General features: G+C 43.8%; 12 protein-coding genes. 3 read left to right on the top strand and 9 right to left on the bottom strand.

The features are described 5' to 3' along the window. The 6 genes from ACFQ3S_RS10855 to ACFQ3S_RS10830 are packed head-to-tail and all read right to left on the bottom strand — an operon-like array spanning position 1 to position 13,589. Positions 1-3,222 carry a SusC/RagA family TonB-linked outer membrane protein gene (locus tag ACFQ3S_RS10855; protein WP_377164225.1) on the bottom strand — a complete coding sequence of 1,074 codons (3,222 nt, stop codon included), beginning with the start codon at positions 3,220-3,222 and terminating at the stop codon, positions 1-3. A 16-nt stretch (positions 3,223-3,238) separates the two neighbouring features. Continuing rightward, entirely contained in the window at positions 3,239-4,777 is a 1,539-nt protein-coding gene (locus tag ACFQ3S_RS10850) for a fasciclin domain-containing protein (RefSeq protein ID WP_377164223.1), read from the bottom strand. 44 nt (positions 4,778-4,821) lie between these two features. Beyond that, positions 4,822-6,513: a fasciclin domain-containing protein gene (locus tag ACFQ3S_RS10845; protein WP_377164221.1), complete on the bottom strand. Its 1,692-nt coding sequence runs from the start codon at positions 6,511-6,513 to the stop codon at positions 4,822-4,824. A 48-nt stretch (positions 6,514-6,561) separates the two neighbouring features. Then, positions 6,562-8,052 (bottom strand): RagB/SusD family nutrient uptake outer membrane protein, encoded by a 1,491-nt coding sequence (locus ACFQ3S_RS10840; RefSeq protein WP_377164219.1) that lies wholly within the window; start codon positions 8,050-8,052, stop codon positions 6,562-6,564. 18 nt (positions 8,053-8,070) lie between these two features. Then, entirely contained in the window at positions 8,071-11,355 is a 3,285-nt protein-coding gene (locus tag ACFQ3S_RS10835) for a SusC/RagA family TonB-linked outer membrane protein (RefSeq protein WP_377164217.1), read from the bottom strand. Between the two features lie 20 nt (positions 11,356-11,375). Beyond that, positions 11,376-13,589 carry a fasciclin domain-containing protein gene (locus ACFQ3S_RS10830; RefSeq protein ID WP_377164215.1) on the bottom strand — a complete coding sequence of 738 codons (2,214 nt, stop codon included), beginning with the start codon at positions 13,587-13,589 and terminating at the stop codon, positions 11,376-11,378. Between the two features lie 374 nt (positions 13,590-13,963). On the opposite strand from ACFQ3S_RS10830, the gene ACFQ3S_RS10825 reads away from it, so the two are divergent. After that, positions 13,964-16,441 (top strand): carboxypeptidase-like regulatory domain-containing protein, encoded by a 2,478-nt coding sequence (locus tag ACFQ3S_RS10825; protein WP_377164213.1) that lies wholly within the window; start codon positions 13,964-13,966, stop codon positions 16,439-16,441. A gap of 91 nt (positions 16,442-16,532) precedes the next feature. Here the strand turns inward: ACFQ3S_RS10825 and ACFQ3S_RS10820 are convergent, their stop codons facing one another. From ACFQ3S_RS10820 to ACFQ3S_RS10810, 3 genes are read right to left on the bottom strand one after another with little or no spacing between them, the layout of a single operon-like run. Next, on the bottom strand, positions 16,533-18,464 hold the full coding sequence (locus tag ACFQ3S_RS10820; RefSeq protein WP_377164211.1) for a glycoside hydrolase family 97 protein: 1,932 nt from the start codon (positions 18,462-18,464) through the stop codon (positions 16,533-16,535). A gap of 6 nt (positions 18,465-18,470) precedes the next feature. Beyond that, a complete protein-coding gene (locus tag ACFQ3S_RS10815) occupies positions 18,471-20,318 on the bottom strand; it encodes a glycoside hydrolase family 35 protein (RefSeq protein ID WP_377164209.1) in 1,848 nt (615 codons plus the stop codon). Between the two features lie 5 nt (positions 20,319-20,323). After that, positions 20,324-22,180 carry a glycoside hydrolase family 2 protein gene (locus ACFQ3S_RS10810; RefSeq protein WP_377164207.1) on the bottom strand — a complete coding sequence of 619 codons (1,857 nt, stop codon included), beginning with the start codon at positions 22,178-22,180 and terminating at the stop codon, positions 20,324-20,326. Positions 22,181-22,209: 29 nt separating this feature from the next. On the opposite strand from ACFQ3S_RS10810, the gene ACFQ3S_RS10805 reads away from it, so the two are divergent. Next, positions 22,210-22,446: a hypothetical protein gene (locus tag ACFQ3S_RS10805; RefSeq protein WP_377164205.1), complete on the top strand. Its 237-nt coding sequence runs from the start codon at positions 22,210-22,212 to the stop codon at positions 22,444-22,446. Positions 22,447-22,541: 95 nt separating this feature from the next. Next, complete coding sequence (locus ACFQ3S_RS10800) at positions 22,542-26,183, top strand: DUF4450 domain-containing protein (RefSeq protein ID WP_377164203.1); 3,642 nt, start codon at positions 22,542-22,544, stop codon at positions 26,181-26,183. Positions 26,184-26,235: the final 52 nt, after the last annotated feature.

Raw genomic sequence — 26,235 nt, 5'->3', positions numbered from 1 at the left:
CTATATACCTATGCGAATACCCAACTGAACTGTTTTAAACTGTGGCTCCAGCGTAGTATCTATACCATTGGTCAACACGTTTTCGTTGGCGGCAAATTCGGGATCGTAGCCCAGGTACTTGGTAAAGGTTACCAGGTTATTACCGGTTGCATACACTTTAAGGTATTTAAAGCCTTTATATTTTAAAGGCACATCGTAACTTACCGAGAGGGTGCGCAAACGCGCATACGAACCGTCTTCTATCCAACGGTCGCTAAAGGCAGCATTACCCGCCGGGTCGCCGAAGGCAGCTCGTGGTATATTGGTTACCTGTCCATCGCCGCGCCATCTGTTAATAATGGCTAAGGATTGATTGTTGGCATTATTACCCGATTCTATCTGGCGGCGGGTATAGTTATACAAATCGTTACCCTTTGTAAAGGTTACCAGCGCGTTAAGCGTAATACGCTTGTAGGTAAAGCCTGTTGATACACCGCCTGTAAAATCGGGGTTAGGGTTACCAATAACCTGTTTATCTTTATCGTCTATAATACGATCGTTGTTTAAGTCAACAAAACGCATATCACCGCCTTGTTGTGCCACTAAATTACCCTGTGCGTTACGAACGGATACATTAGCTGCAACAGCCTCTGCATTGCTGGTGTAAACACCATTGGTTTTGTAACCATAAAACATACCTACAGGTAAGCCTACCTGTGTTAATATGGTTGCACCGGCATACTGGGTTTGCATACTATTGCCCGGCAACTGTGTAATTTTATTACGATAAGTAGCAATATTAAAACCCAAATCCCACTTAATATTAGTGGTGTTTATAATACGGCCATTTACCGATAGCTCTACTCCTTTGGTTTGCATACCGCCATTGTTTGCCAACAGGTACAATAAGCCCGATGCTGCTGGTGCAGTTTCCTGGGTTACCATTTTACTGGTGGTATTTTTAAACACATCGGCGGTTATGCTTAAACGTTCTTGCAAAAACGAGGCATCGAAACCGAAGTTAAGCTTTTTATTAAGTTCCCATTGTAATTGAGGATTACCAAAGTTGGCCCTAACCAAGCCCTGCAGGCCCAGCAGGTTTTGCGAGATATAATACTGACGTGCCGAATAGTTACCAATGTCATCATTACCGGTAAGGCCATAACTGGCGCGTAGTTTTAACATCTCTACAAAATTAAGGTCGGCCATAAATTTCTCAGATGATACTACCCATGCTGCCGATACCGAAGGCAATAGAGCCAGCTTTACGCCGCCCAGCGATACACCATCAGCCTGGCTTCCAAAGCGCGAAGAACCATCGGCGGTGAGGTTAAATGCCAGGATGTATTTATTGTATAACTGGTAATTGGTGGTAAAATAATTATTGATCCAACGGTATTTACCAATATCTCCACCGGTACGGCGCAATAACGGATCGCCGGTACCAACCGATATCAGCTGATCGATAGCCGAGTTAAAGCCCTGGTTAAAGTTGGTGGTGGCATTATTTTGGGTGAAACGGGTACCTAATACTAAGCCTAAGGTATGTACACGGTTAAAGCTGCGATTGTAAGATACCCGGGTATCGCTGTAAACGTTAAACAAGCGTTGTACCTGGCTACCCAGCCTGCTATCTAATACCGCGTTAGATACACTATCGTTAGATACCCCGGCACGAGGGATGAAGTAGCTTTCGCGCACCTTATCGGCAGTAATGCCAATGAGGGTTTGTGCGGCCAGGTATTTGTTAAACTGGTATTTAAAGCTAATATTACCAAAAAAGCGGTAGTTACGGTTTACTTCCTGCGAGTTTAATATAACAGCTTCGGGGTTACCTATGCCAAAAATATCAACATCGGCCAGGTTGGGCGATTCGATGCCTGCACTGTTAACCTGCCTTATACGTAGCAAAGGCGATTTAATAAGTCCCAGGTATAAGGGATTCGTAGTTGGCGACAGGCCCTGATCTTTTAACTTCTGTTCGTTATAATTGAAAGACAGGTTGGCGTTAACGGTAAAGTGCTGGCTTATATTTAAATCGGCGTTAAAGCGGGTATTAAACCTGGTTACATCGGTTAAACGGGTTATGCCTTTATTGTTGCCATAACCTAAAGCTAAAGCGTAACGGGCTACGTCATCTCCACCGGATACGCGCAGGTTATAGTTTTGGTTGAACCCGTTTTTAAAAGCCTGCTTTTGCCAATCGGTATTGTTATGGTAGTTAGCATACTGGGGGTTCGAGGGGTTATCATTAAAATAAGGCTGGGCCGCAATTTGCTCAGGCGTCATGCTGCTGGTGCGCAACACATCTGATAAATAGGTGCGGTAATCGCCCGCCTGCATCATGGGTAAGCGAAAGCCTGAATTGATGTAGTTATAGCCGCTGTATATACCTAAATCTATTTTGGTAGCCAGTTCGGGGGCACCATTGGTTGTTAGTATAATAACACCGTTGGCACCCTTGGTACCGTAGGCACTGGCGGCAGCGTCTTTTAATATGGTAAAGTTTTGAACATCGCGCAGGTCGAGATTATTGTAGGGGTTATTAATATGACCGCTAATAAGTGAGTTACCATAATGGAAAGTATCATAGATCATTCCATCAACCACCAGAAGGGGGGCGTTAGTTCCGTTGAGGGAGTTAAAACCGCGTAAAAATAAATTGGCTCCCACATTGGGCGTGCCCGAGCGGCGTATCACATTTAAACCGGCCACTTTACCTTGTAAATACGTATCGGGCATTTCCAGGCTGGTAGGTTCCCATGCACCCTGCGTGTTTACCGAGTTTACAGCATTGGCCACCTGATTAAGCGGCACCTGGCTGTAAGGAAAGTAAGCTACATCATATATAGAGCTAAAGGATTCTTCAAAAAGTACAATGGCGGGCAATTGAGAACGGCCTTTTAAAGGAACTTCTTTAGTTTGATAGCCTTGTCCTTTGATCATGAGTATGGCATCATAATTTGGCACACCAATGGTAAAGGCTCCTTTCTCGTCACTAATGGCCGCCGAATATTGAGGGATGCTTATATTAATACCCGATACCGGCTTACCAGTGGCCGCATCTTTTAAAATACCGCTTACTTTGCTACCTTGTGCCCTTTTAAGCGAATCGGCTTTATAAATGGCAACGCTATCGGTGCGCTGCGTTGAAGTACTGTCAGTTTCCTGGGCATTGGCTTTAATACCACACAACAGGCAAAAGAAAAGTATTAAACTAATTGCTTTAGTAAAATTTTGCATATTTAAGGTTGTATGGTTATAATAATATAGGGTACAGTTTAATATAATCGGCTGTAAAAATATTGGTATTAAGCGCGGTAGAAGCAGCACCCTGTAAAAACATATTTACTGAGCTGTATTTACTTACATTTAAAGTACCGCCGGTTGAGTTGATAGTGGCTCCGGGCACAACGCTAACCGGTGCTCCTGATAGCTGTTGTTCGCTGTAATTTAAAGGAGTTACAGCGGTGTACGGAAAGCTAACTAAACCCGTATAAGTGCCATCGGCAGCAAGTGTGACCTGGCTAAAGCCTAATCTTTGCGAAATGTTGGTAGGCGTTGCATAACCAAAATCGTTGATGGCTCTCCAAACCACCCGGTACTGGCAGGTATATAAGCCGCTAAGCCTGTAGGCGGCATAATAGGCCGAAGGAAGATCTGACCCCGACACCAGCAAATCGCTGTATATGTTTTGTGAAGGATCTTTTTTAGTGCGATACTGTATATTGTTCCTGCGGGATGTGTTAGTAAAGAACGATGGTTTTTCGGCCTCAATTACAATTGGTGTAATTTTATTTGCCAACTTAAAGTCCATACTGCTCATTACGTACACCATGCCATTACTGGCCCTGTAGCTTTGTACAATAGCGGCTCTATTAACAGGCACTTCCACACCTTTTACCGAAATTAAAAAATTAGGCAGGTTAGCAGGTAATATCACTCCTCTTACCGCTACATCTTTAAGCACGTTGTAGGCGGCTAAAATATTCATAGTGGTATCGGCCGAGCCAGAAACGGTGGTAAAAAAGCGGCTTACTTTACTACGCTCGGTATTGTAGGCGGCATCGGTTAATACAAAATAAGTGTACAAGCTATCTTCGCTGGCTAAATTAGCTACCCGGTTAAAGTATTTATTTTGACTCACGGTGCCTGTGCCCGGCACCAAAATAGGTTTACCGCTTACCGGGTCAACGCTTGCTACTGTTGCTTTTGCCGTATCTATTAAAACAGTATCCTGACGCAGAATATAAGCTTTGTGCAGGGCTCCAACCGTTGTAAGGCTCCTGATGTATTCGGATATGTTTAATTTGGGTGCCAGCGTTGCATTAATTATATGCAATACCCCATTACTTACATATTGATTGGCGCTGGTTATAGTAGCCTCTTCAACTAAGGTAGGTGTAAAGGTTATTTTTTTACCTATTAAAGTACGGATCCTTAAAGAGACCTGCACATTACTGGTTAAATAAGCCTGGTTGGCAATATGGTTATTAACAAACAGGCGCAGCTTAGCCGTATCGGCAACCACAGCAGGATCTATTCCTTGCAGGGCCTGGTTATCAGGAGCCCAAACGGTGTAGGTTTTACTGGCCGATAATAACCTATCGTAACCAAGCCTGGTTAAATAACCGGCAAAGGTGCTCAGGTTAGTGTTTTCCTGAATTTTTTGCATCAGGTTTTTATCCAGTTGCTGATCGGTAATGGCGGTACGGTCGTCCCATTGTTTTTTACAGGCCGACAGTGCGGCAGTAATTAACAGCAGTACAAGCAGGTATCTTGATTTATATAGATTCATCCTTTTTTAAAAATCGGTTTCGTGTATAATTGGTTAGTAGGTTGTTAGTATATAAGCGACCCATTACGGCCAAACCTTGGCAATATCTGGCTTGCCATATCAATAGGCCTAAACTCTACCATATCAAACCCAACAGGCTGAGATAAAGTACCGTTAGAATTAAACCTGATAAAATGCCTGTCGGTAGTAGTTACATTGATAACTCCAACCATTTTACTGGTAAAGCCATTGGAATTACTCACCGCCGGCGATTCGGTATAACGTTTAAGGTTACGGCTTTCCAGCAACGCGTCTGATTGATTATCGGCGGTGGCTTCGTTTAAGTAAAGCAAATTAGCCAGTGCCAATCCATCAAAACTTACCACAACCGGGTTACCGGTACCAATACGTTTATAACCTACCCAAACTTTGTATCTGCCCCTAACCAGTAAAGGTGTTTTAAATTCAATTTGTGCCATACCATTACTATTGGGCTGAAAACGATCAGAGAAATAAACATAATCGTTACCCCAGTAATAATCGCCCGAGCCGGGTACAGTGGGTGTATTTAAATAGGCAAAGAAATTACCTGCTCCGCCCCTGCCTATCCAGGTAACATCTGCCAGTTCTCCGAGGTTGAAGTTCACACGCTTACTGCCACCACCACGGTACATACCGGGTATGCGGCGCACTTCGGGCTGATCGCCTAAATCAAAATATACTGGTGTTGGCTTACGTACTTTAATCCTGTAATTAGATGCTGCCGAATGCAATACACCGTTTGATGCCGAATTATCGCTCAGGGCACGGTCTAACTGAACTCCTGGCTCCAATACCCCGTTAAATATATCGTTATTCAACAATATTTTATCGCCTTGCAGCATGCTGGTAGTTACCTCGAGCGGTGCCAGGGTGGAGTGCGAAGATGTGGCTACAATATCTGACAGGTATGACAGTTCGGGGAAAACGCGGTAGGCTACAAACAGGTATAAGCTATCGGTTGGGCTCTTAGGATTGCCTGTGGTAGAATATCTGGTTTTCAGCGCATTAAAATCGGCTATACCGGCTGCGTTAAATACAGCGTTAGTTTGCGCTACCAGGGTTAAAAATTTACGGTTTATATTAGTATTGGCCGCAGCGGCAACGTTTAAAGTATCATAAAAACCGGTAGCTTTTAATGCCTCCGAAAAAATTGAGTAATTGGGGTTTTGCTCTATCATTTGCGCCAGGGTTAAAGGCGCAGGCAGTAATACGTTATCAATAATGTGTATTAAACCGTTACCAAACCTCAAATTGCCTTTTACCAGGTTAGCCTGTTTATTAACCGTAATGCTCGATACACCGCCCACATTTGCAGCACCTGTTATTAAATACTGGCCGGCAGTACTTGGGGTACGCATTTTTCCATCGGTAAATAATTGGGTGGCAATGGTATCGGGCACTAAGCTAATACTCACAATATTTTTAGCTGTTGCCTCGTCAATATTGTCAACGCTGGCTTTACCCGTAGCTTTTAAATAAGCGTTCACCCCATCGTTGTTAGAGGCAAACAAGGTGTAGTTACCATAAGTATTTAAAAAGCTGGCGTAACCGGCCTTATCAATAATTTTTTTAAACAGCGAAAACTGATCGGCCTGGGCTTCAAGGTAGCTGTATATGTTTACATCGCTGGTGGTAGAGTAATTAATGTATTCTCTTTTGCAGCTGTTGAAACAAGTGATCGACAGTATGCCTATTGCCATTAATATAGCAGGCATAATCCTATTCATTATATTTTTCATCTTACGCACAATTATGTTTACTAATTATTTATAGAAAGGATTTTGTATCAGGTTAGGGTCAGTTTGTATTTCGTACTGATTAATAGGGAAATAGTGACTGTTAGGGTCTTTCAACTTATTAATGGCCGATTGCTGTACCGCACCGGGTACCGATATAATGGCAGCCTCGGTTAACAAACTAATACGGGCGTAGTTATTATGCTTGGCATTCCGTAAAAGGTCATACCACCTTTTGCCTTCATAAGCCAGCTCGCGGCTACGCTCAGCCAGTACATAATTGGCAACACCTTCTCCGTCTTCCGGCGATGGTGTTTCGGCCGAAGTTATTAAGGCGTTGGCACGTATGCGTATTTGTTCAACAATGTTTAAGGCATCCTGGCCACGGCCTACATAGGCACAGGCCTCTGCTTTCAGTAGCAATATATCGGCATAACGATAAAATATCCAGTGAGCGTACGATACATCCTGCGTACGGGCTACATCGCGGTTTAAACCTATATATTTATAAATGCTTTGGTCGCCGGTACGTACGGCAGCATCTATACCTCGTATATCGTAATTGTTTTCGTTAAGTGGGTCAACGGTATAAACCTGCTCTACAACACTTGGCCCGGCTAAATACCTGCGCCTTGATGTAGTAAACATATTGAAATAAGGATTTAAAACCTGGCTATCGAACTGTAATTCAAAAATAGCCTCGTTGCTGTTACCAGTACCAAAAACGGTGTTAAACCAGGCATTGTTACCAGTAACCAAGCCAAACTTACCCGAGCTAATAATCTTATCGCAGGCAACAATAGTTTCATTGTAGTTATCCATCCATAAGTAAACATCGGCCTGCAGGGCATTAACCGTATAACGGGTAACACGGCCTTTGTCCGACGCGTTATCGCCATAAGTAGTTACGGCATAACCCTCGGCTGTTTTTAAATCGGCAACTATCTGGTCCAGCACTTGTTTTTGCGTGTTTTTAGCCAGCTGCTCCAATTCACTGTCAGACGAGGTAGACTTTAATTTTAAAGGTACATCGCCAAAGCTGCGCACCAGGTAAAAATACATGAGCGCACGTACGGTCAAAGCTTCAGACAGGTAGGCATTCAACTGTTCCTGCGTTAAGGTATTGTCAATACCTCTTACACCGGGTGCAAAATCAATTACATTGTTGCAAAAGTTAATTACCCTGTAAATGTTACGCCAGTCGGTAACTGCATTGGTTGATAGGATACTAACGTTGATGACGTTAGTTTCGTCGATAGACATACCTATACCCGGAGCAATCATATCTCCCCTGAGTTCTCCCCACACAAAAAATGTTTCGGCAGGTGTGCGGCCCGAGGTAATCTGCATGGAGCTGTAACACCCAATAACTGCAGCTTGTATTTGCTCTTTGGTTTGCCAAAACTTGTCGCGCGTAATACCATCTTGCGGGCGCAGTTCCAGGTACTTGTTACAGGAAGTGGCTGTTAAAGCTAATATGGTAACCAACAGTGTTTTATATAGTATATTTTTAAACATTATATGTTAATTTAAATGTTAAAATGTTGCTGTTAAACCTAAAGTGAACTGTTTAAGCGGCGGCGTTGTCGAATAATCGATAGTAGCTTGCGATATACCTTCGCCACGGGTGGATACTTCTGGATCCTGACCGGTGTACTTGGTTAATGTCAGCAAGTTTTCGGCTGTTAGGTAAAGGCTCAGGTTTTTGCTTTTTAAGCGGCGGGCGAAAGCTTTGGTAAAAGTATAACGTGCCGTAACTGATCTGAAACGTAGAAATGTGCCGTCTTCCACATAACGGTCAGATCCTAACCAGTTGTAACCGGCCCTGTATAACGCGCGGGGTATTTCGGTTTCATCACCTTCGGTACGCCACCTGCGCAGTACTGCCGTGCTTTGGTTATTAAAGCTGTACTGGTTAGTGGTACTAATTTTGGTACCGTTAATAATTTGACCACCAGTACGGAAGTTAAAGTAAGCCTGTAATTTTAAATTACCTCTGAAAGTTAAGGTTGGACCAAAACCTCCGGTAAATTTGGGACTGCCGTTACCCAGGTAAACCACATCCTGGTAATTAATGTTACCATCATGATTGATATCTTCATACACGGCATCGCCCGGTTTAAACAAATAATCGGTTGCGGGGTAATTAAAACGCATTTGTACCGGTGTGCCGCTTGGGCTTAATATTTTAGCACCTGCAGCGTCGCGGGCTATAGTGGCATCGGCATCTTTGTAAACACCTTTAAACTTATAGCCATAAAACGATCCCAGCGGATTGTTAACCTGTAATAAAGACAGGTACGAACCATTAACATTAGTGTTACCGCTTTGCGTAGGATAGTAAGGAGATACCGAACGCAGTGAGTTAATGTTGCTGGAGATATTAAAGTTAAAATCGAAAATGAAGTTTTTTGATTTATAAGGTGTGCTGAATATACTGAACTCAAAACCCTGATTGTCCAGCGTACCGGCGTTAAGCAGTACCGAATTATAACCGTTAAACGATGAAAGGTTGATAGTAGTTAACAGGTCTTTAGTACGGTTACGGTATATACCAAAATCGAGGTTCAAACGATTTTTAAACATAATGAGGTTAATACCGGCGTCAAAACCTTCCAGGGTTTCCCACTTCAGGTTATCGAGCTGTATATTATTAGAGTATAAGCCCGAAAGGCCTAAGTAATTGGTTGAGTTGTTAACATAGTTGTTGTAAAACAAGTAATCGCCGTTTGGAGCGCTACCGCTTACACCGTAACTTCCTCTGAAACTCAGATCATCCAGCCATTTTTTAGAAACACTTTTCATGAAGGGCTCGCCCGATACACGCCACCTGCCCGATACTGAAGGAAACAAACCGTAACGGTTATTTGAACCGAAGCGCGAGCTGCCATCGCCACGTACGGCAACGTTAATAATGTAACGATCCAGAAATTTGTATTGCCCGTTAAGCAAAGCCGCCACATCACGGCGTTGAACTATGGAGGAGTTAATGGCATTGTCAATGTTTAACCGCCCTGGAGAGGATGGGTCCTGTAACTGATCTGAGGCAGTATTACTAACCAGCTGACCCTGCGATAAGGATTTTACATCGTTGCTCTGTAAAGATAACAAACCGGTAAACGAGTGCTTTTCGCTCGCGCGGGGTGTAAAAACCAAATTGGTTTTGGTTGATATACTGTAAACATCATAATCGGAATAAGAGGCACGGTTTACATTATTTTCTGTAAACGGCCTTCCTGTAGCCTGCTGAGGTAAAAAGCGGTTTTGCTTGCCATTATTAATATCAAACACCACATCACTGGTAGCGTTAAGTACGCCTTTCAAAATATTATACTGCAAATAAAAGTGAGGAGTAATACGATCGTTAACCAAGCCGTTTAAAGCGGTATTTGCCATAGCAACCGGGTTATACGTTCCAGGATACTGGCCCTGTACGTTAGCTGCCGGGGTAAAATAATTGGGGGTTAAAATACCAAACTCGTTATACTCGTATATACTGCTGTTAGGCGCCCTGATGGAGGCAATGTTACGCACACCATCGCTACCTGTACCGTTACTGCTTCCCGAGTAATTATAGTCGGTAGTGGTATGGGCGTAAGATACAAATGTGGTGAACCTGATTTTATCAGATACGATATAATCTAAGTTTAAACGGGTGTTTAATCTTTTTAAACCAGTACCAACGGTAGTACCTATTTGTGAGTTATAACCTACAGAAGCGAAGTAACGGGCTTTATCGCCACCACCAGATATGGATATGTTATTATCGAACACATTACCACGCTGCGAAATGGCTTTTTGCCAATCGGTGTTCTGGCTGTAGTTATTATAAAAGTACAGGTTATTAGGGTCGTACTCAAATTCTTTAATGGTAAATGTATTAAGCGGGGTACCCGTTTCGTTCATAAACATTTCGGGTATAAAGGTAGAGTACTGATCGCCGGTTAAAAGCGGGATACCTGTGGGCTGTTGAGTGGAAGTACCTTTAAAGGTGTACGAAATGGTTGGTGCCCCTCTAACCCCCCTTTTGGTATTAATAATTAATACCCCACTGGCCGCACGTGAACCCCAAACCGCGGTAGCTGCGGCATCTTTCAGGATGGATATGTCACGAATATCAGACGGAGCGATACTTAAAAGATCGGCATACTGCGTATTATCGGCTGTTGCAAAGTTGAAACCCGATGGCACGGTGGTTTCAAAAGGCACGCCATCAACCACAATCAGGGGGTTGGTGGCACCGTTTATGGTACTGGTACCACGTATTTTGATAGACATACCCGCGCCCGGATCACCCGAGTTGGAAACAATATCAACACCAGGTAAACGGCCTTGAATAGCCTGGTCAATGGTGGTGGCCTGTAATTCTTCCACATCCTTAGCATTCAGGGTTACGGTAGAAGTAGTTTGGTCACGCTTATCAATAGTTAAACCACTACCGTTGTTAACCTGCTGCCTTGCAGTTACAGTAACCTCATTAAGCGAATTACTGTTAGATTCGAGTGTGGTATTAAACACTCTGCGGGTACCAATATCCAGTATTTTGGTTTTATAACCAATTATGGAAATAGATACTTTGTTGTTTACACTGCTTATTTTAATGGCAAAGTTACCATCAATATCGGTAGCGGCTCCGGTAATAGTACGCTTATCATTATCTTGTTCAACAACAGTTGCACCAATAACAGGGAGTTTGTCCCTCGAGTCAATAATGCGGCCTTTGATCAGGATCTTTTCTCCGGTTTGCGCCTTAGCATTCCAGGTAGAAAAAACACACAGGATAACAACCGAATAAATAATTAGGTATAAAAGTCTTCTCATATAAGTTGGTCCTGGTTTGGTTAAAAGTTATATTTTAAGTAATTATCAATCTGGTGGAATAAAGTACGTGTACCCAATATATTGCTGTTGGCATTAACCACATTAGATACCCGGCCAAAATTGTCCGTTACTCTTAAATTATTAGGCAGGTTATTGATGATCAGTTCCAGTTTATCACCGGCGGCATTGGTAAGAAAAGTAGGGAAATTACCACCGTTAGGGCTCTTTTTACCATCGGTTGCTATGGTTACGCCGTTAATTATATGATACTGTATAAACCTGGCTACTTTGGCTTTATCATCTACCAATGGAGGATTGTAAGTAGGTGTTACTACAGATCCTACTACTGTGCCCGGTAAAATCCCATCGCGCACTGCTTGTTGTATAGCTGCTTTAGTAGGTATAAACACCGTATAACTGGCACCACTTGTTAAACCGGAAATTTCTAATGAACCTGTGCTGTAAGCTGTTGAATTGATCAGGTACTGGTAAAAATCATAATAGGGCGCATTTACATTTCCAGCATTTTTAAGTATGGTTGAAGCTAAAGTAGCTACAGGGTACTCTAACGAACCGCTGCCTACAAAATAAACCTTACCATTAGTATAGGTACGTGAATTAACTACGTTAAGAACTACATTTTTTTCATAATTACCTCCCGCAAAAATAGTATTGTTGTTCCAGCGTATATATTCTGTACCACTTGTTTCAATAATACCCTGGCCGCCCAGGTTATCCATTTCGCTTTCGGGCGTTGGTATAACACATAGGTTTACAATTCTTTGTATTTGAGCGCTTGCAACGGCCGCCGTACTTGCAGTACCGTTCACCGTATAGGTAAACTGGTTAGTACCCGAATTAAAATCGTATCCTAATGCCCTTAGTGTAACATCAGGTATCATAATGAGGGTGTATTTTAATCCCGGATTGGTAATAGTGGTTTTTGCACCGGCCAAAACACGGGTCATTAATGAATACGCCGGATCTAAGTAGGCCCTGGCATAAACTGTACTGAACACATTGGCCTGTTGCACCTGATTGGTGCCGTAAAAAACACCATTACTGCAAAATTTCTTTTCGGTTACGTTGTTGTTGGCATTAATACGTCCGGGTTCGCCCAAAAAGTTAGTGGTTGTTGCAAATTTGGAAGGCCAAACTGTAGTGTTAAACAAGTGAGAGTTCAACAAATCGGCTATAATGCTGGTAGGTAAATTATTAATTGTTCCGTAAAACTCCAGGATTACATCAGTCATGTATTTATTAAAGGTTGCGTTATTAGGCGCAAACATGGAGTAGCCATCCGTTTGGCCATCGTTATCCTGTACTTTCAAAAAGTTCTCGTTACCTAATGCATAGGCCAGCAAAGCGGCATATTGCTTAACATATACTCTGCTTGATTTGCCGGTTAAAATACCATAGCGGGCTGTGGCATCATTATTAGGCAGATAAGTGATCACAAACTGATCGAACAGTTTTTTAAATTCGCTGTAATCGGCATTACCCGCCAGTTGTTGCTCTATATTAGGTAGCGGACTTATAACACGGTCAATTTCATGTATAACGCCGTTTTCGGCCAAAATATCCTTGTTAACTACTGCCGCATTTACTACGTTGAAGCCAGTATAGGTACTGGTAGGAAAAAAGTAGTTATAATCGGCAGCGGTAAGATTTTTGGCTGCCATATAGGTCGAATAAAAATAAGGGATGTACTTATTGTTATTATCGCCAAATAAATAAGTACCATTACGGTTAGCAGATATTAACACTGTAGAAGCCCCGTCTGGCCCCTGACCTGTGTAAAATCCGTCATAATATGCAGTACGACGCTTGTAGGCATTATTTACCACATAACCTGCCGTAGATTGAAAATCGGCGATATGGTTAGTTTGAAACGCGTTGAATACCAGGCAATAGGTAACAATTTTACGGGCAGTTACCGAATCTATTGCGGCAAGCGTAGTATTGTTATCGGCAAAATACTTTTGAAACGCGGCATCGTTTGGAGCAAAAAAGGTCCAGTAACCGGCAGCGCTCAAGGTGTTTTTATACCCCGACATGTCAATAACCGATAGCAGGTTAGTGAAGTTACCTTTACTGGTTAGTACCTGGTAAATAGGCGGTTGCAAGTTATCGGGGCGGCCATAGTAATCTTCAAAAGCTTGCTTACGACAGCTTGAAAAAAATGCTACAACACAGAATAGAACAAATAACTTTTTAAGTAATTTATACATCATACGTATCTAAATAACTGTAATTAAAAAAAGGGATACTGAAATACAGCTGGTTAGGCTATATAAATTTTATAGGTGCAACAATAAATGTAATATTGATAGTTTTAAAATCAGGCGTGCAGGCAGCCAAGAAAGTTTCTTGTAAAAATTTTTCCATACGTTGGTTTTTATAATTGGTTTTTGATAATATAGAAGTGCAATATGTTATTGCCTATAAGTACTACATTATCAGGAACTAAAATTATTGACTTAATGTTGACAAACCGTCCTGCACTGTCCTTATTTTCTTACTTTTACAAAATTAAGTAGAATAAAGTTGCATAAATTGCAATATTATTAACCGATTAAGCTTCCTTTTAAAATAACAATAATACATCGTGAAAAAAATTATCACATTATTTGCCTGTGCACTTTTGTGGGTAGCTGTGCTGCCCGTACAAGCACAAACCAAAGCCCCCAATAAAGAAGTAAAACTCTTTTTTGAGAAAATATATTTGCACACCGACCGGCAATATTATGCCCCTGGCGATGATATATGGTACAAAGCGTACCTGTTAAACGCACAGGACAATAGGCCTTTAAATACTACTAAAAGCCTATATGTTGAATTAATTGCACCGACAGGAAAGGTTATGAGCCGGGAAATTATTTTATTGAGTGAAGGTTTGGGCAAAGGCGACTTTACTATACCCGACACTATTGCTACCGGTAATTACCGGTTAAGGGCTTACACAAACTGGATGCGAAATTTTGGTGATAATTTTATTTTTGAAAAGCAAATCAGCATTGTGAGGAGTAAGATACCCACGGTTGCAGCCAATAATACAGGTACACCAGTAACTCGTTTTTTTCCAGAAGGAGGTGCACTGGTAACAGGCATAAGTACTTTAGTGGCCGTAAAAACAGAAACGGCCAACGGTAAGGGCGTAGCCGCAAAAGGCGCGATATTATCATCAACGGGCGATACCGTGGCCAGTTTTGCAACAGATACATTAGGTATGGGCTTGTTTAGCCTGCTACCCCTTAACGGCCAAACTTACCAGGCAAAAACCTTATACGGTGCAAAACTATACAGCAATAGTTTGCCGGCAACTTTAAACAATGGGCTGGCTTTAAAAATTTATCGGAAAGATACTACCCTTTACGCGGTAATTACCTGTAATGAACAAGCGCAGGCTACTTATGCGGCACAAACACTTACCATTAAAGCACGCAGCTTTGGCAAAGTTACTTATAACCAAACGCTGCAGCTAAAAGGCAACACAGCGGCTGTAATTATACCAACCAGCCAGTTGCCCAGCGGTATAGCCAGCATTACCCTGTACGACGGTGGGTTGAAACCAAACTGTGAAAGATTAATTTATATTGATAACCCGCACAAAGCAAAATTGAACATCAGCTTAAGTAAAACCACGTACGCTCCGCGCGAACAAATTAATATAGATGTTAAAACAGCCGATAATTTGGGCAAGCCGGTAGATGCGTCTTTTTCTTTAACCGCCGTAGACGCTGCCATGGTGCCCGTGGAAGAAAGCGACATTTTGGCTTACCTCATGTTGCAATCGGAGTTAAAAGGTGAAGTAAGATATGCCGCACGATACTTTGATACAACCAATGTGCAACGTCAAAAACAGCTCGACCTACTCCTGTTAACCCAGGGCTGGCGCGATTTTGTTTGGAAACGACTGGCAGACACATCCTTGACCATCTCCTATTTACCCGAGCAGGGCATTAGTATTTCGGGCATTGTAAAAGACAAAAAAGGTGCCGTACCTAATGCCAACATTACCCTAATTGCCCCTAAGGCCAGCAATGGCCGGTTGTTTTCGGCGAAAACCGATGTGCAGGGAAAGTATTATTTTGATAATTTGCTTTTATACGGCCAGCAAAGCCTGCGCGTAAATTCTAAAGATGTAAAAGGAAAGGCATTAGGTATTATTTCGATCGATTCTTTGTCGGCCAAGTACCCGGCTATAGCAAAATCAGCAGCTGATTATACCCATGCGGTTGTTAACCCCGCACTTACGGCTGCTTTGGTAAAACAAGTAACTTTAAGTAAAAGACAGGGCCTGAGCGATACCATGATCAGACTAAAAGATATACAGGTTACCAATGTTAATAAGCAGGTACTGCGCGACCAAACCATAACCAGCCTGGGTTATAAAGATGAAGTGCTTGTAGTTAAAGAGGAAGATAAACGCTATAATACCCTGCGCGATTACATCCAGTTTGCCTCTAACCAGGCCCGGGTTGACGCCGATAATGACCGCCTGTACTTTATGGCCGACGGCAAGAAGATCACACCGCGTATAATCATCAATAACCGCGATGCACTATTTACCGATAACGACCCCATAGATGTGATCAACACTATAGCCAATTCGTACTACGACCTGCCGGTAACCTCCGTAGAAAAAGTAGTTATTAAAAAGATGATAGGGGGTCCATCATTACTGGCAACCGTTCCCGACAGTACCAATGCTCCAACCGATCCTGCGAGTTCTGCAGGTGTTAGCACCTCTTCCAAATCTTTAGGGGTGGTGTTCCTTATTTATTTAACCCTTAAACCAAGCGCCTTTAATAAAGCTGCACCAGGTGCAACCCAGGCTGAAATTAATGGTTATTACGAGGCACGTACCTTTTACAAGCCGCTGTACAACAGGCCTAAACCCGAAATAAAACTGGATGCCCGCGCCACCTTGCATTGGGAGGCCGATGGCAGCACCCGCCAAAACGGCAACAGCCATATTAACTATTATAATAGCGATAGCAAAACCACTGTACGCATTGTGGTGCAAGGTATAACCAGTACCGGGGTACCATTAGTTGGGGTAAAAACTTACAATATAAAGTAGCCTTCACAAATAGGCTTCACTTAAACAAATAAACCGTAGTTGGGAGGCACTCCTAATAACGGTTTATTTGTTTATTAACCTAAGGAACTATTTACTGCTCCAACGTAATTACAAACCCTCCGTTACCTTTTACCTTAACTATTTGTGACTTGCCGGCCGTAACCTCACCGGGTGCAAACGAAAACTCTTCGCTGCCATCGGTAATCATACTGCGTTTAATGAATTTGCTGAAATAGGTTAGGTCTATTTTAACATCCTTATCAACATTTTCACCGTTAATACCGGCTATAATCCAGCGGTTACCTGTTTTGCGGGCCATAACCACCAGCTTACCCGGATAACCGTCTATAAAACGTACTTCGTCCCACCTGCCGGGTAAGTGGCGCAAAAATGTCTTCACATAATCTGGAGCCGTTTTCATACTTTCATCCGTTTCGGCCATGTGTTGTACACCCGACAAAAACAGCACCGGCAAGGCCAGTTGAAAAGCATTGGTAGTTTTACGTTTGATCTTAGGAATTTGGCCGAAAACCATGGGCGTAAAATCCATAGGGTCGAACACGTTGCGTACAAACGGGATAGTGGCGCAATGCTCGGCTTGTATATCCTGGTTCTTTTGCACAAAAGTAGCAAACTCCATTCCTTTAATAGCCTCGGTAGTTACCAAGTTAGGGTAAGTGCGCTGTAAACCACGCGGTAAGGTAGCGCCATGAAAATTCACTAGGATGTTGTAGGTAAGAGCATCTTTCAAAATATCCACATAATACTGCATCATCGATTGGCCGTCTCCACCAAAAAAATCCACCTTAACGCCTTTAATTCCCATTTTGCTTAATCGCTCAAATGTTTTAATCCGGCTTTCGCGCGTCAGCATCTGGTTACGTGGGTGGTAGGGTGTAGTGTTCCAGCTACCAGCCGAATTGTACCAAAGTATCAGGCCAATGTTTTTAGTTTTGGCATAATCGGCCAGTTCCTGTATTTTATCATAACCTATGCGGGTATCCCAGTCGGCATCAATCAGGCAGTACTCCCATTGCATATCGGCGGCGTAATCTATAAATCGTTTTTGTACACTGTATTTCGTCGAATCATCTTTCATAATCACCCAGCTCCACGAAGACTGTCCCGGTTTCACGAAAGTCAGATCCATTTTTGCGGCAGGTTTGGCTACATCGGTACCCAAAGTTGATTCGGTTATGGTTTTTAGCGAGCCTACGGTAATAATGCGCCACGGCGTGTACCAGGGCAATTTGCTTTCAGGGTTTAAGGCTCCTCCCGGAAATACTTCCGTTGATTGCGGAAAGCCCACCGCATACTCACCATTAGGAGATTGTGCCTGTAAACGGGTACCGCAGTAATTGCCATCGGGAAAGGTTTCGCTAACCAAAGCCCAGTTGTTACCAGCCTGAAAAAGCGCCGGGTAAACCCATCCCGCTTTTATGGGCGATGCCTTACCTACAGCTATACCTTGCTCATAATACTCTTCGTAGGATGGATTGCTTTTTTCCCAGCCGGTTTTGGAGTCACTCATGGGTTGCAGCCAGCCTTTGGTATCGGCGTTAAACCGGTATGAGGTTAGTTCGGCCGTGATCTTTTTCACATCGGTCGATCTTTCTGGAAAATGATACCTGAACGCAACCCCGTCATTTGATACCTGAAAAATCAGATCTAACAGCTTACCGGCCTTATTCTTAAAATGAAAAACCCGGCGGTTAGCTGCATACTTTATATTACGGCGCTTGGCCGTAGCCAGGTCATATTCATCAGTTATTAATATTTGCGGAGCAGCACTTACAAGACTCATTCCTACCGAAAAGTCCTGATCTTCGCGCACCAAACCTAATTTGGATTTCAGCAGCACTGGTGCGCCGCCGCTGTTAACCGTATAATACAGTTTGGCATCAGTTAAGCCTACCTTAACTACAATCCGCTTATCAGGACTGGCTACCTGGTACTCTGTAACAGCGGCTGCGTTAACAAGCGCAGGCAAGAGCATTAAAAATAAAACCTGTAAAACTCTCATTGTTATTTAATTATTCGTGTCCACGTTTTGAACCAATGTATTTAAAATAGGCTTTTCCACAGCCGAAACTACCTTCTCATTTGGTTTAAGCAGCTCTAACACTACAATCTGGTTCATTCCTTTTTTTAACCACTCGGCCGGAACATATAGTGTTTGTTGCGGGCCAATACCCCAGTAACGGCCTAAATTGTTACCATTCACCCAAACTACGCCTTTTCCCCACTTGCTCATATCCAAATAGGTATCGCCGGTTTGTTGCAAAATAAAAGTGCCTTTTTTTACAACAGGCCCATCACCTTTATCGCCCGGGCTTTTGTAGCTCAACCCTTTAACGGTGCTGAAAGGCAAACCATACATTTGCCAGTTTTTTAGTTCTTCGCCCGCAAACATTACCTTTTCGGTAATTCCTTTTTTGTTTTGCAGCAGGTATTTACCAAAGTTAATGCGGCCCATATTCTCCACCAAAATATCCAGCGTTACTTGTCCGGCTGGCAGGGTAATTTGCAAACTATCCTGGTTTAAGCGGCGGTCTAATACGCCTGCATTTTTGCCGTTTACCATCACAATGGCGTAATCGCGCACGTCTTTAATTTTAAGCACACCTGCCTTGCCACCTTGCATGGTGGTACGGTACCATACAAAACCATAATCCTGGTTCAGGTCTTCAAAAGTTAGAGGCGATGCATTGCTTACCGCTTTTGGCAACATGTATTTTAAAGCGCTGGCCTGGTTTAAGGAAATTGCAGGAATAGTGATAACCGGTTTAACAGCAGGAACAGGGGGCAGGGTTACGCCGGCCGGTAAATGCTTTTGGATCACTTCTCTAAACTTTATAAACTTTGGCGTGGCATTGCCTGCTTCATCCAGTGGGGCATCATAATCATAACTACTTATTTGGGGCTCAAACGGTTTTCTATCGTTCAAATTTGCACCGTTCATAAACCCGCGGGTGGTACCACCATGAAACATATACATGTTTATAGAGATGCCGGCCGCCAGCACGGCATCCAGCTTTGGTGCGTAGTTTTCGGCTTTTACGGTATGGTGCGGTGTTCCCCACCAATCAAACCAGGCCGGGTACCATTCGGCTATATAAAATGGCCCTTTGCCATTATAGTTATCCCTTACCAACTGCTTTACTTTGGCCGGGTTATCCTGCCCGTTAACGGCGGGTAGCAAGCCGGGTAAATGCCCTTTGGCAACATCGTTAGCAGGGTCGCAAGTGTACAATAATCCATCGAAACCGGCTTCTTTAAACAGCTTTTGGTTAATGCCTAAGTACTCCTTATCGCTGCCGTATGAGCCGTATTCGTTTTCTATCTGCACCATTATAACGTTACCGCCATGGTTAACCTGCAAAGGTGCCAGCCGTTTACCTACTTCTTTAATGTAGCTTTCATATTCTTTTAAGTACTGCTCTTCTTTACTGCGCACTACCAAACCCTTTTCGTTTTGCAGCCAGTATGGGTAACCGCCAAATTCCCATTCGGCACATACGTAAGGGCTTGGGCGTAATATTACCCATAAACCTTCCTGCTGGGCAATTTTTACAAACTCGGCCACATCGTTATTTCCACTGAAATCGAACTTACCCTTTTGCGGTTCGTGCAGGTTCCAAAATACGTAGGTGCCTATGGTGTTTAGGCCCATTGCTTTGGCCATTTTCATGCGGGAACGCCACGCCTCACGCGGTACACGGGGGTAGTGCATTTCGCCACTTATCATTAAAAAGGGTTTACCGTCCAGCATAAAAGTAGAATCGGCCAGGGCAAAAGTATGTTGAGCTGTTTGCGCATAACTTAGGCTAAAACTTAATAAGGCAAATGCTGTACATAGGGCTTGTTTCAAATTCATAAGTATTATTTTTTCTGTAGATACTTTTTTTCCATTTCGGCATAATAGGCTTTGAGTAGGTAAAAGGCTTTTTTCTTATTGCCTTTGTCATCGTATAAACCTTTGCGGTTCCAGCCCTCCTGGTAAACCGGATTATTACGTTTGGGCGACCGAAAATCGGCCAGTAACCAGGGCGAAACTCCTATGAAATTATCGGGCATGCGCTTAAACATGGCTATTTGTTCTTTATAATACCATTCCTGGTATTCTTCACTAAAGCGGGTAAGCGAATCGGCATGAAAACCGGTTTTAGCTTCAGCACCCGTTTCGCTGATGAATAGGGGCTTGTTGTAGGCTGTGCTCCAATTAGCCGTGCGGCATTTATCGGGCAAACCACTGTACCAGCCTAAATATTCGTTGAAGGCTACCAGGTCTACAAATTCGCCCAGCGGGTCATCAACTACATTCAGGTTCTTCCCCGAATTATAATTTACTTCCAGCGCTGCCGAAACCATGCGGGTGTTGTCCATTTGGCGGGCAGCTGTAATAAGGCTGTGCATAAAATCAGTGCGGGCAGGGCTTACCGGTGTTTCATTACCAACCGACCAAATGATAATACTAGCGCGGTTATGATCGCGGGTAATCATTTCATCCAGCTGGCCTTTGGCCTTGGCTAAAACCTCGGCACTATTAAAATTTATGGTCCAGTAAACCGGGATCTCCGACCATACCATAATGCCCAGCGAATCGGCCAGGCGGGTCATACTTTCATCGTGCGGATAATGGGCCAAACGTACCATGTTGCAGCCCAGTTGGCGCGCTTGCCCCAGTAACTGACGCGCATCCGCCTCGCTGTAAGCACGCCTTACATCCTGCGGAATTTCGCCATGAATGCAAATACCATTCATAAATATGGGCTCACCGTTTAACAACACCTGTTTGCCATGCGCCTCAATGGTACGAAAGCCAATTTTATCGGTTAGTTGATCTTGCCCGGCACTTACCAGCACTTTATACAACTTAGGCTTTACAGGCGACCATAATTGCAACTTAGGCAAGGCAAAGTTCAGTTTGGTTAATTCGCCGGTAGCAGGCAATTGCTTCTTAATTTTCAGTTCAGGAATTTCAATGGTAACCATTTGGCCTGCAGCCGGTACCTGGTTCAGCTTAACCCAGCCTTCTACTATTGGGCTTTTACCGGGAGCCTGTCCGGCCTGCGGTTTTTTAAGCTGGATAAAATAATCCTGAATGTATTGCTGCGGTACCTCCAGCAGTTTTACATCGCGGGTAATGCCGCCGTAGTTCCACCAATCGGTATTAAGAGTAGGTACCTCGTTGGCATCGCGCTTATTATCTACTTTAACTACTAAAAAGTTGCCGGTCTCTTTTAACAATGCCGCCGGAACCTCAAAGTTGAACGGCGTAAAACCACCTTTGTGCATCCCCAGCTTTTTACCGTTCAGGTACACATCGGCCCGGTAATTTACCGCGCCAAAATACAGGTAATACTTACTTGCAGGATTTTTTTTAGGATGGTCGAACGAACGTTTGTACCATATAGTACCCTCATAATACACAAATTCGGGCTTCTGATGGTTCCAGTCGCCGGGTACCTGTAGCTGGTATTTATCGCTGTAGCCGTGTTCTTTTTTTTCGCTTTTGTTAGCCGGCACGTCGGTGTTCCAATAAGCATCCCCATTGTTTTCCTTTAATTCTTTGTAGCGGTAGTCGTAAAAACCGGTTTCATAAGTATCCACAATATATTGCCAGGTACCGTTCAGGCTAAGCGATTTTCGCGCCTGTATATTGGTAATTAAGTTGCTTTGTGCTGTGGCAAAAAGGCTGCTCAATAACAAAAAGCTCAATAACGCTAACTTTTTCATTCCGTTATAATTAGGTTGCCAATAGGTTTGTGCCTGCAACTGAGCAGCACAACATTGGCTTAATTTTACAAGGTAATTGGTTAATCAACGCAAATAAACACAAAGAAACTTTTAAAGTCATCATGCTTGTTATAATATTATCCATTACGACATTTGATTTTTCCGGCATCATTGTCTATCCTGATGCCGGCATTGTTTTTTTGAATTTAACAGTAGTTTACCCACCTTTGAAATTAGAAGCCAATAATACCTTTATTTTCTACTGACATTGTTCTACACAAGCAAGTACTCATTTAAAAGAACGGCGATATTTTATAATATAAGCCGATATAAAAAACATTTGCCCTGTACAATAATTAGTATGGTACTTGCCTTGTACATACAAACAGCGTACAGCCAAACACCTTGGCATGGCATTGAGCGCAGCATCCGTTACCAACCCAACGGACAGGATTTCGTCATAAAAAATGGCTCTCGCCGTTTTAACCGGGCTATATACGGCACTAATACCGCATTTAGGGTTGAGGCCGGCGACCTGCCCGAATTTGCCCTTTACCTGCCGGGGATGGGTGGTAACTTGAAGTTGGGCTTAGTTAAAGGGCAAGAAAGTAAATGGTTAATTAAAGCCGCCAATATTGAAGCCCGCTACCGGGCAGGCTCCATGTTATACACCATTACCGACCCTCTGTTGGGCAGTGGCACTATTAGCATACAGGTTTTGGCCAGCGCCATTAACGAACACATGCTGTTAAAATTAGAACTCAAAAACGCGCCCGGCGTACAGCTCTTTTGGGCCTATGGCGGCGTAACGGGTAAGAAATTTTCGCGCGATGGCGATATAGGCGCCGACCCCGAATCTTCTTTTTACCTGAAGCCGGAGTATTGTGAAAATAATAGATACCAGCTTGATCAAATGATGTTCAGGGTAGATTACAATGCAAAATCTGCCACCGAAGCCAGCAGGTATGAAAATGAACAGAACCCGGGCAAAAAAAACGAGATCGTTACCTCAAAAAATATCGTATCAGGATTGTACCCTGTTTCTTCCACAGTAAAACTCGCAAATGCCGAAAAGCAGGATACCCCCCAGGAACTATATAACTCTACCGCTGCCGAAAAGCCGCTTATTTGCGGGTTAATTAAAGATACCGCCAAGCCTTTGTACTGGATGATTGGCCCCGGCATTTCAAAAGCTGCTTATGCCGATATTCCTTTGCATTTCGCCCAAGCTGAGGCTGCACGCAAATTGCTTACCTCGCGTATTCAACTCAACACCCCCGACCCCTACCTGAACACATTAGGCGGGGCTTTAGCCGTTGCCGCCGATGCTATTTGGGAAACCCCATCGTACATGCACGGGGCTATTGCCTGGCGTATGCGCTTACCGGCCTGGCGCGGTGCTTACGCAGCCGATGTGTTAGGATGGCACCACCGTGCTTTGCAGCATTTCAGCAGCTATGCCTTATCGCAGATCATCACGCCCGAAAGCGGGCCCATTATGCCCGATACTGCGTTGCACTTGGCCCGCCAGCAGGAAAAACTGGGCAACTCCATGTTTAGCAACGGGTACATTAGCCGTAACCCCGGTGGTGATATACGCCCTCACCACTACGATATGAACCTGGTATTTATAGACCAGCTGCTCACTCATTTTTACTGGACGGGAGACGTAAGTGAGGTTAAAAAACTATGGCCGGTAATCAAACGTCACTTAGCCTGGGAAAAAAGAAATTATGATCACGATGGAGACGGGCTTTACGATGCCTACTGCTGTATTTGGGCCAGCGACGCCCTTCAATACAGCGGCGGCGGGGTAACTCATTCATCGGCCTATAACTACCGCGCCAACCAAATTGCCGCTCAGCTGGCTCGGTTAGCCAATGATAGCCCTACCCCTTACGAGCAGGAAGCCAACAAGATCAAACGAGCCATAGACAGTACCTTGTGGATACCTGGCAAAGGCACCTATGCCGAATTTAAAGATCTGCTGGGGAACAAGCTACTGCACTCCTCGCCGGGCTTGTGGACCATTTATCATGCTATTGATGAAGGTGTACCCAACGCCATGCAGGCTTACCAGAGCTTGCGTTATGTAGATAACGAGATACCGCATATCGCTATACAGGCTAAAGGCTTAACGGGTAATTACCATTTACTGGCTACAACCAACTGGCTTCCTTATACCTGGTCGCTCAACAATGTGGCTATGGCCGAAAACATGCACACGGCGCTGGCTTACTGGCAGGGCGGGCGTAGCCAAAGTGCCTTTGATCTTTGGAAAAGCACTTTGCTCGAAAGTATGTATCTGGGCGCGAGTCCGGGTAATTTTCAGCAGCTCTCTTTTTACGATGCCATACGCGGGGAATTATACCGCGATTTTGCCGACCCAATTGGCATGACCGCCCGTACGCTGGTAGAAGGCTTGTTTGGCATCAAACCAAATATACTCCATAACCGGCTTACCATTAAACCTGGCCTGCCTGCGCAATGGGCTTACGCCTCGTTAAATGTGCCCGATATACAATTTAATTTTAAACGCAGCGGGCTAACTGATAGCTATACCATTACCACTGCCCTACCCAAATCGGTAGCTTTAAATTTTGAGCTCACTGCCCGTGCAGCACAAGTAAAACAAATTACCGTAAACGGAAAACCGGCTAAATGGACCAACCTGTCATTGGCCGTTGGGCAGCCCGTAATTCAAATTGCGGCGGGTACGCATAAGCAATATTTGATTAAAGTAACGTGGGGTAACGAAACATTGGATAATAACCCGGAAATCCTACATTGTATTCCTGTTAAAACCTATGTACGGGCGTTCGGCAAAGCCACCATTTTAAAAGTGGCCGATCCTCAAGGCGTATTTGCTAACCAATCATTTACACCCCATCAACTAACCTGGACAAGCAAGCCTGCTACCGGTAACCACACCGCTTTTGTGCAGCTGAAACAAGGCGCTTTAACCTGGTGGCAACCTTTAGACCTAATAACGCATAAACAAGCTATCGACATCAGATTTGAAGTGGAGCAACCCACCGATCAGCTTAAATTTAAGCTGTATAATTATGACGATAAAGGTAATATTAAGGTACAGGTCAATCCGGGATTGAAGCATGCATTTGAGCAGTATATGATTTTAGAGCGCAAAACTTTATCGGCAGAGGTTAGCGTACCTTTACAGCATCTGATTCCTGGCAGCAACCACATCCGTTTAACATACAACGGACAAACCATTGATACTACTATCATCAACTGGCGCATTACAAGCACATCCAATAAAACCATGCAAACGGTAAACATGACCTCAAAGTTCAACGACCAGTTGACGCACATTTTTACCAACCAATATTTATCTCCACGACCACAGAGTGTTACCCTGCAATTGCCTACGCAAGGCATTGGCAACTGGTGTTACCCACTTACCACGGCTAATATTGATGATAGCGGTTTACGTAAACTGGCCGGTGCCGATAACCGGTTCGAAACACCGCAACATATTCCGTTTGCTACGCCGGGTGGCGAAGGTAAAAATATCGCCTTTACCTCGCAGTGGGATAATTTTCCGCATAGCATCAGCATACCGTTGAACGGTTCGGCATCACATGCCTATTTGCTGATGGCGGGTTCTACCAACCCTATGCAAACCCGCTTGGTTAATGGCACGGTTATTATTAACTATGAGGACGGTACACGCCAGTTGCTGGAATTAAAAAACCCCGAAAACTGGTGGCCTGTAGAGCAGGATTATGATAACGATGGTTTTGCATTTAACACTAACGCGGCCAAACCTTTAAGGGTTTACCTTAAAACCGGTACGGCATCTTTAACTTTTAAAAATTACACCGGCATTAAAGGTTTCAGCAATAAGGGTATTGATGGCGGTGCGGCCACTGTGCTTGATCTGTGCCTCAACCCGGCTAAAAAACTAAAAAGCCTCGAACTCATTACCGTTGCTAATGATGTGGTGATCGGTTTAATGGGGGTTACCCTGGTGAGGGAATAGTTAATTACCTGCAGACCACACAGGCAACGGCGGAAAGCGGGTTGTCAGTTTT

The organism is Mucilaginibacter terrae, from assembly GCF_042679325.1.
GTDB classification, from domain to species: Bacteria; Bacteroidota; Bacteroidia; order Sphingobacteriales; family Sphingobacteriaceae; genus Mucilaginibacter; species Mucilaginibacter terrae.
The sequence above is the reverse complement of the archived record's forward strand: the minus strand, read 5'-3'. Positions and strand labels throughout refer to the sequence as shown.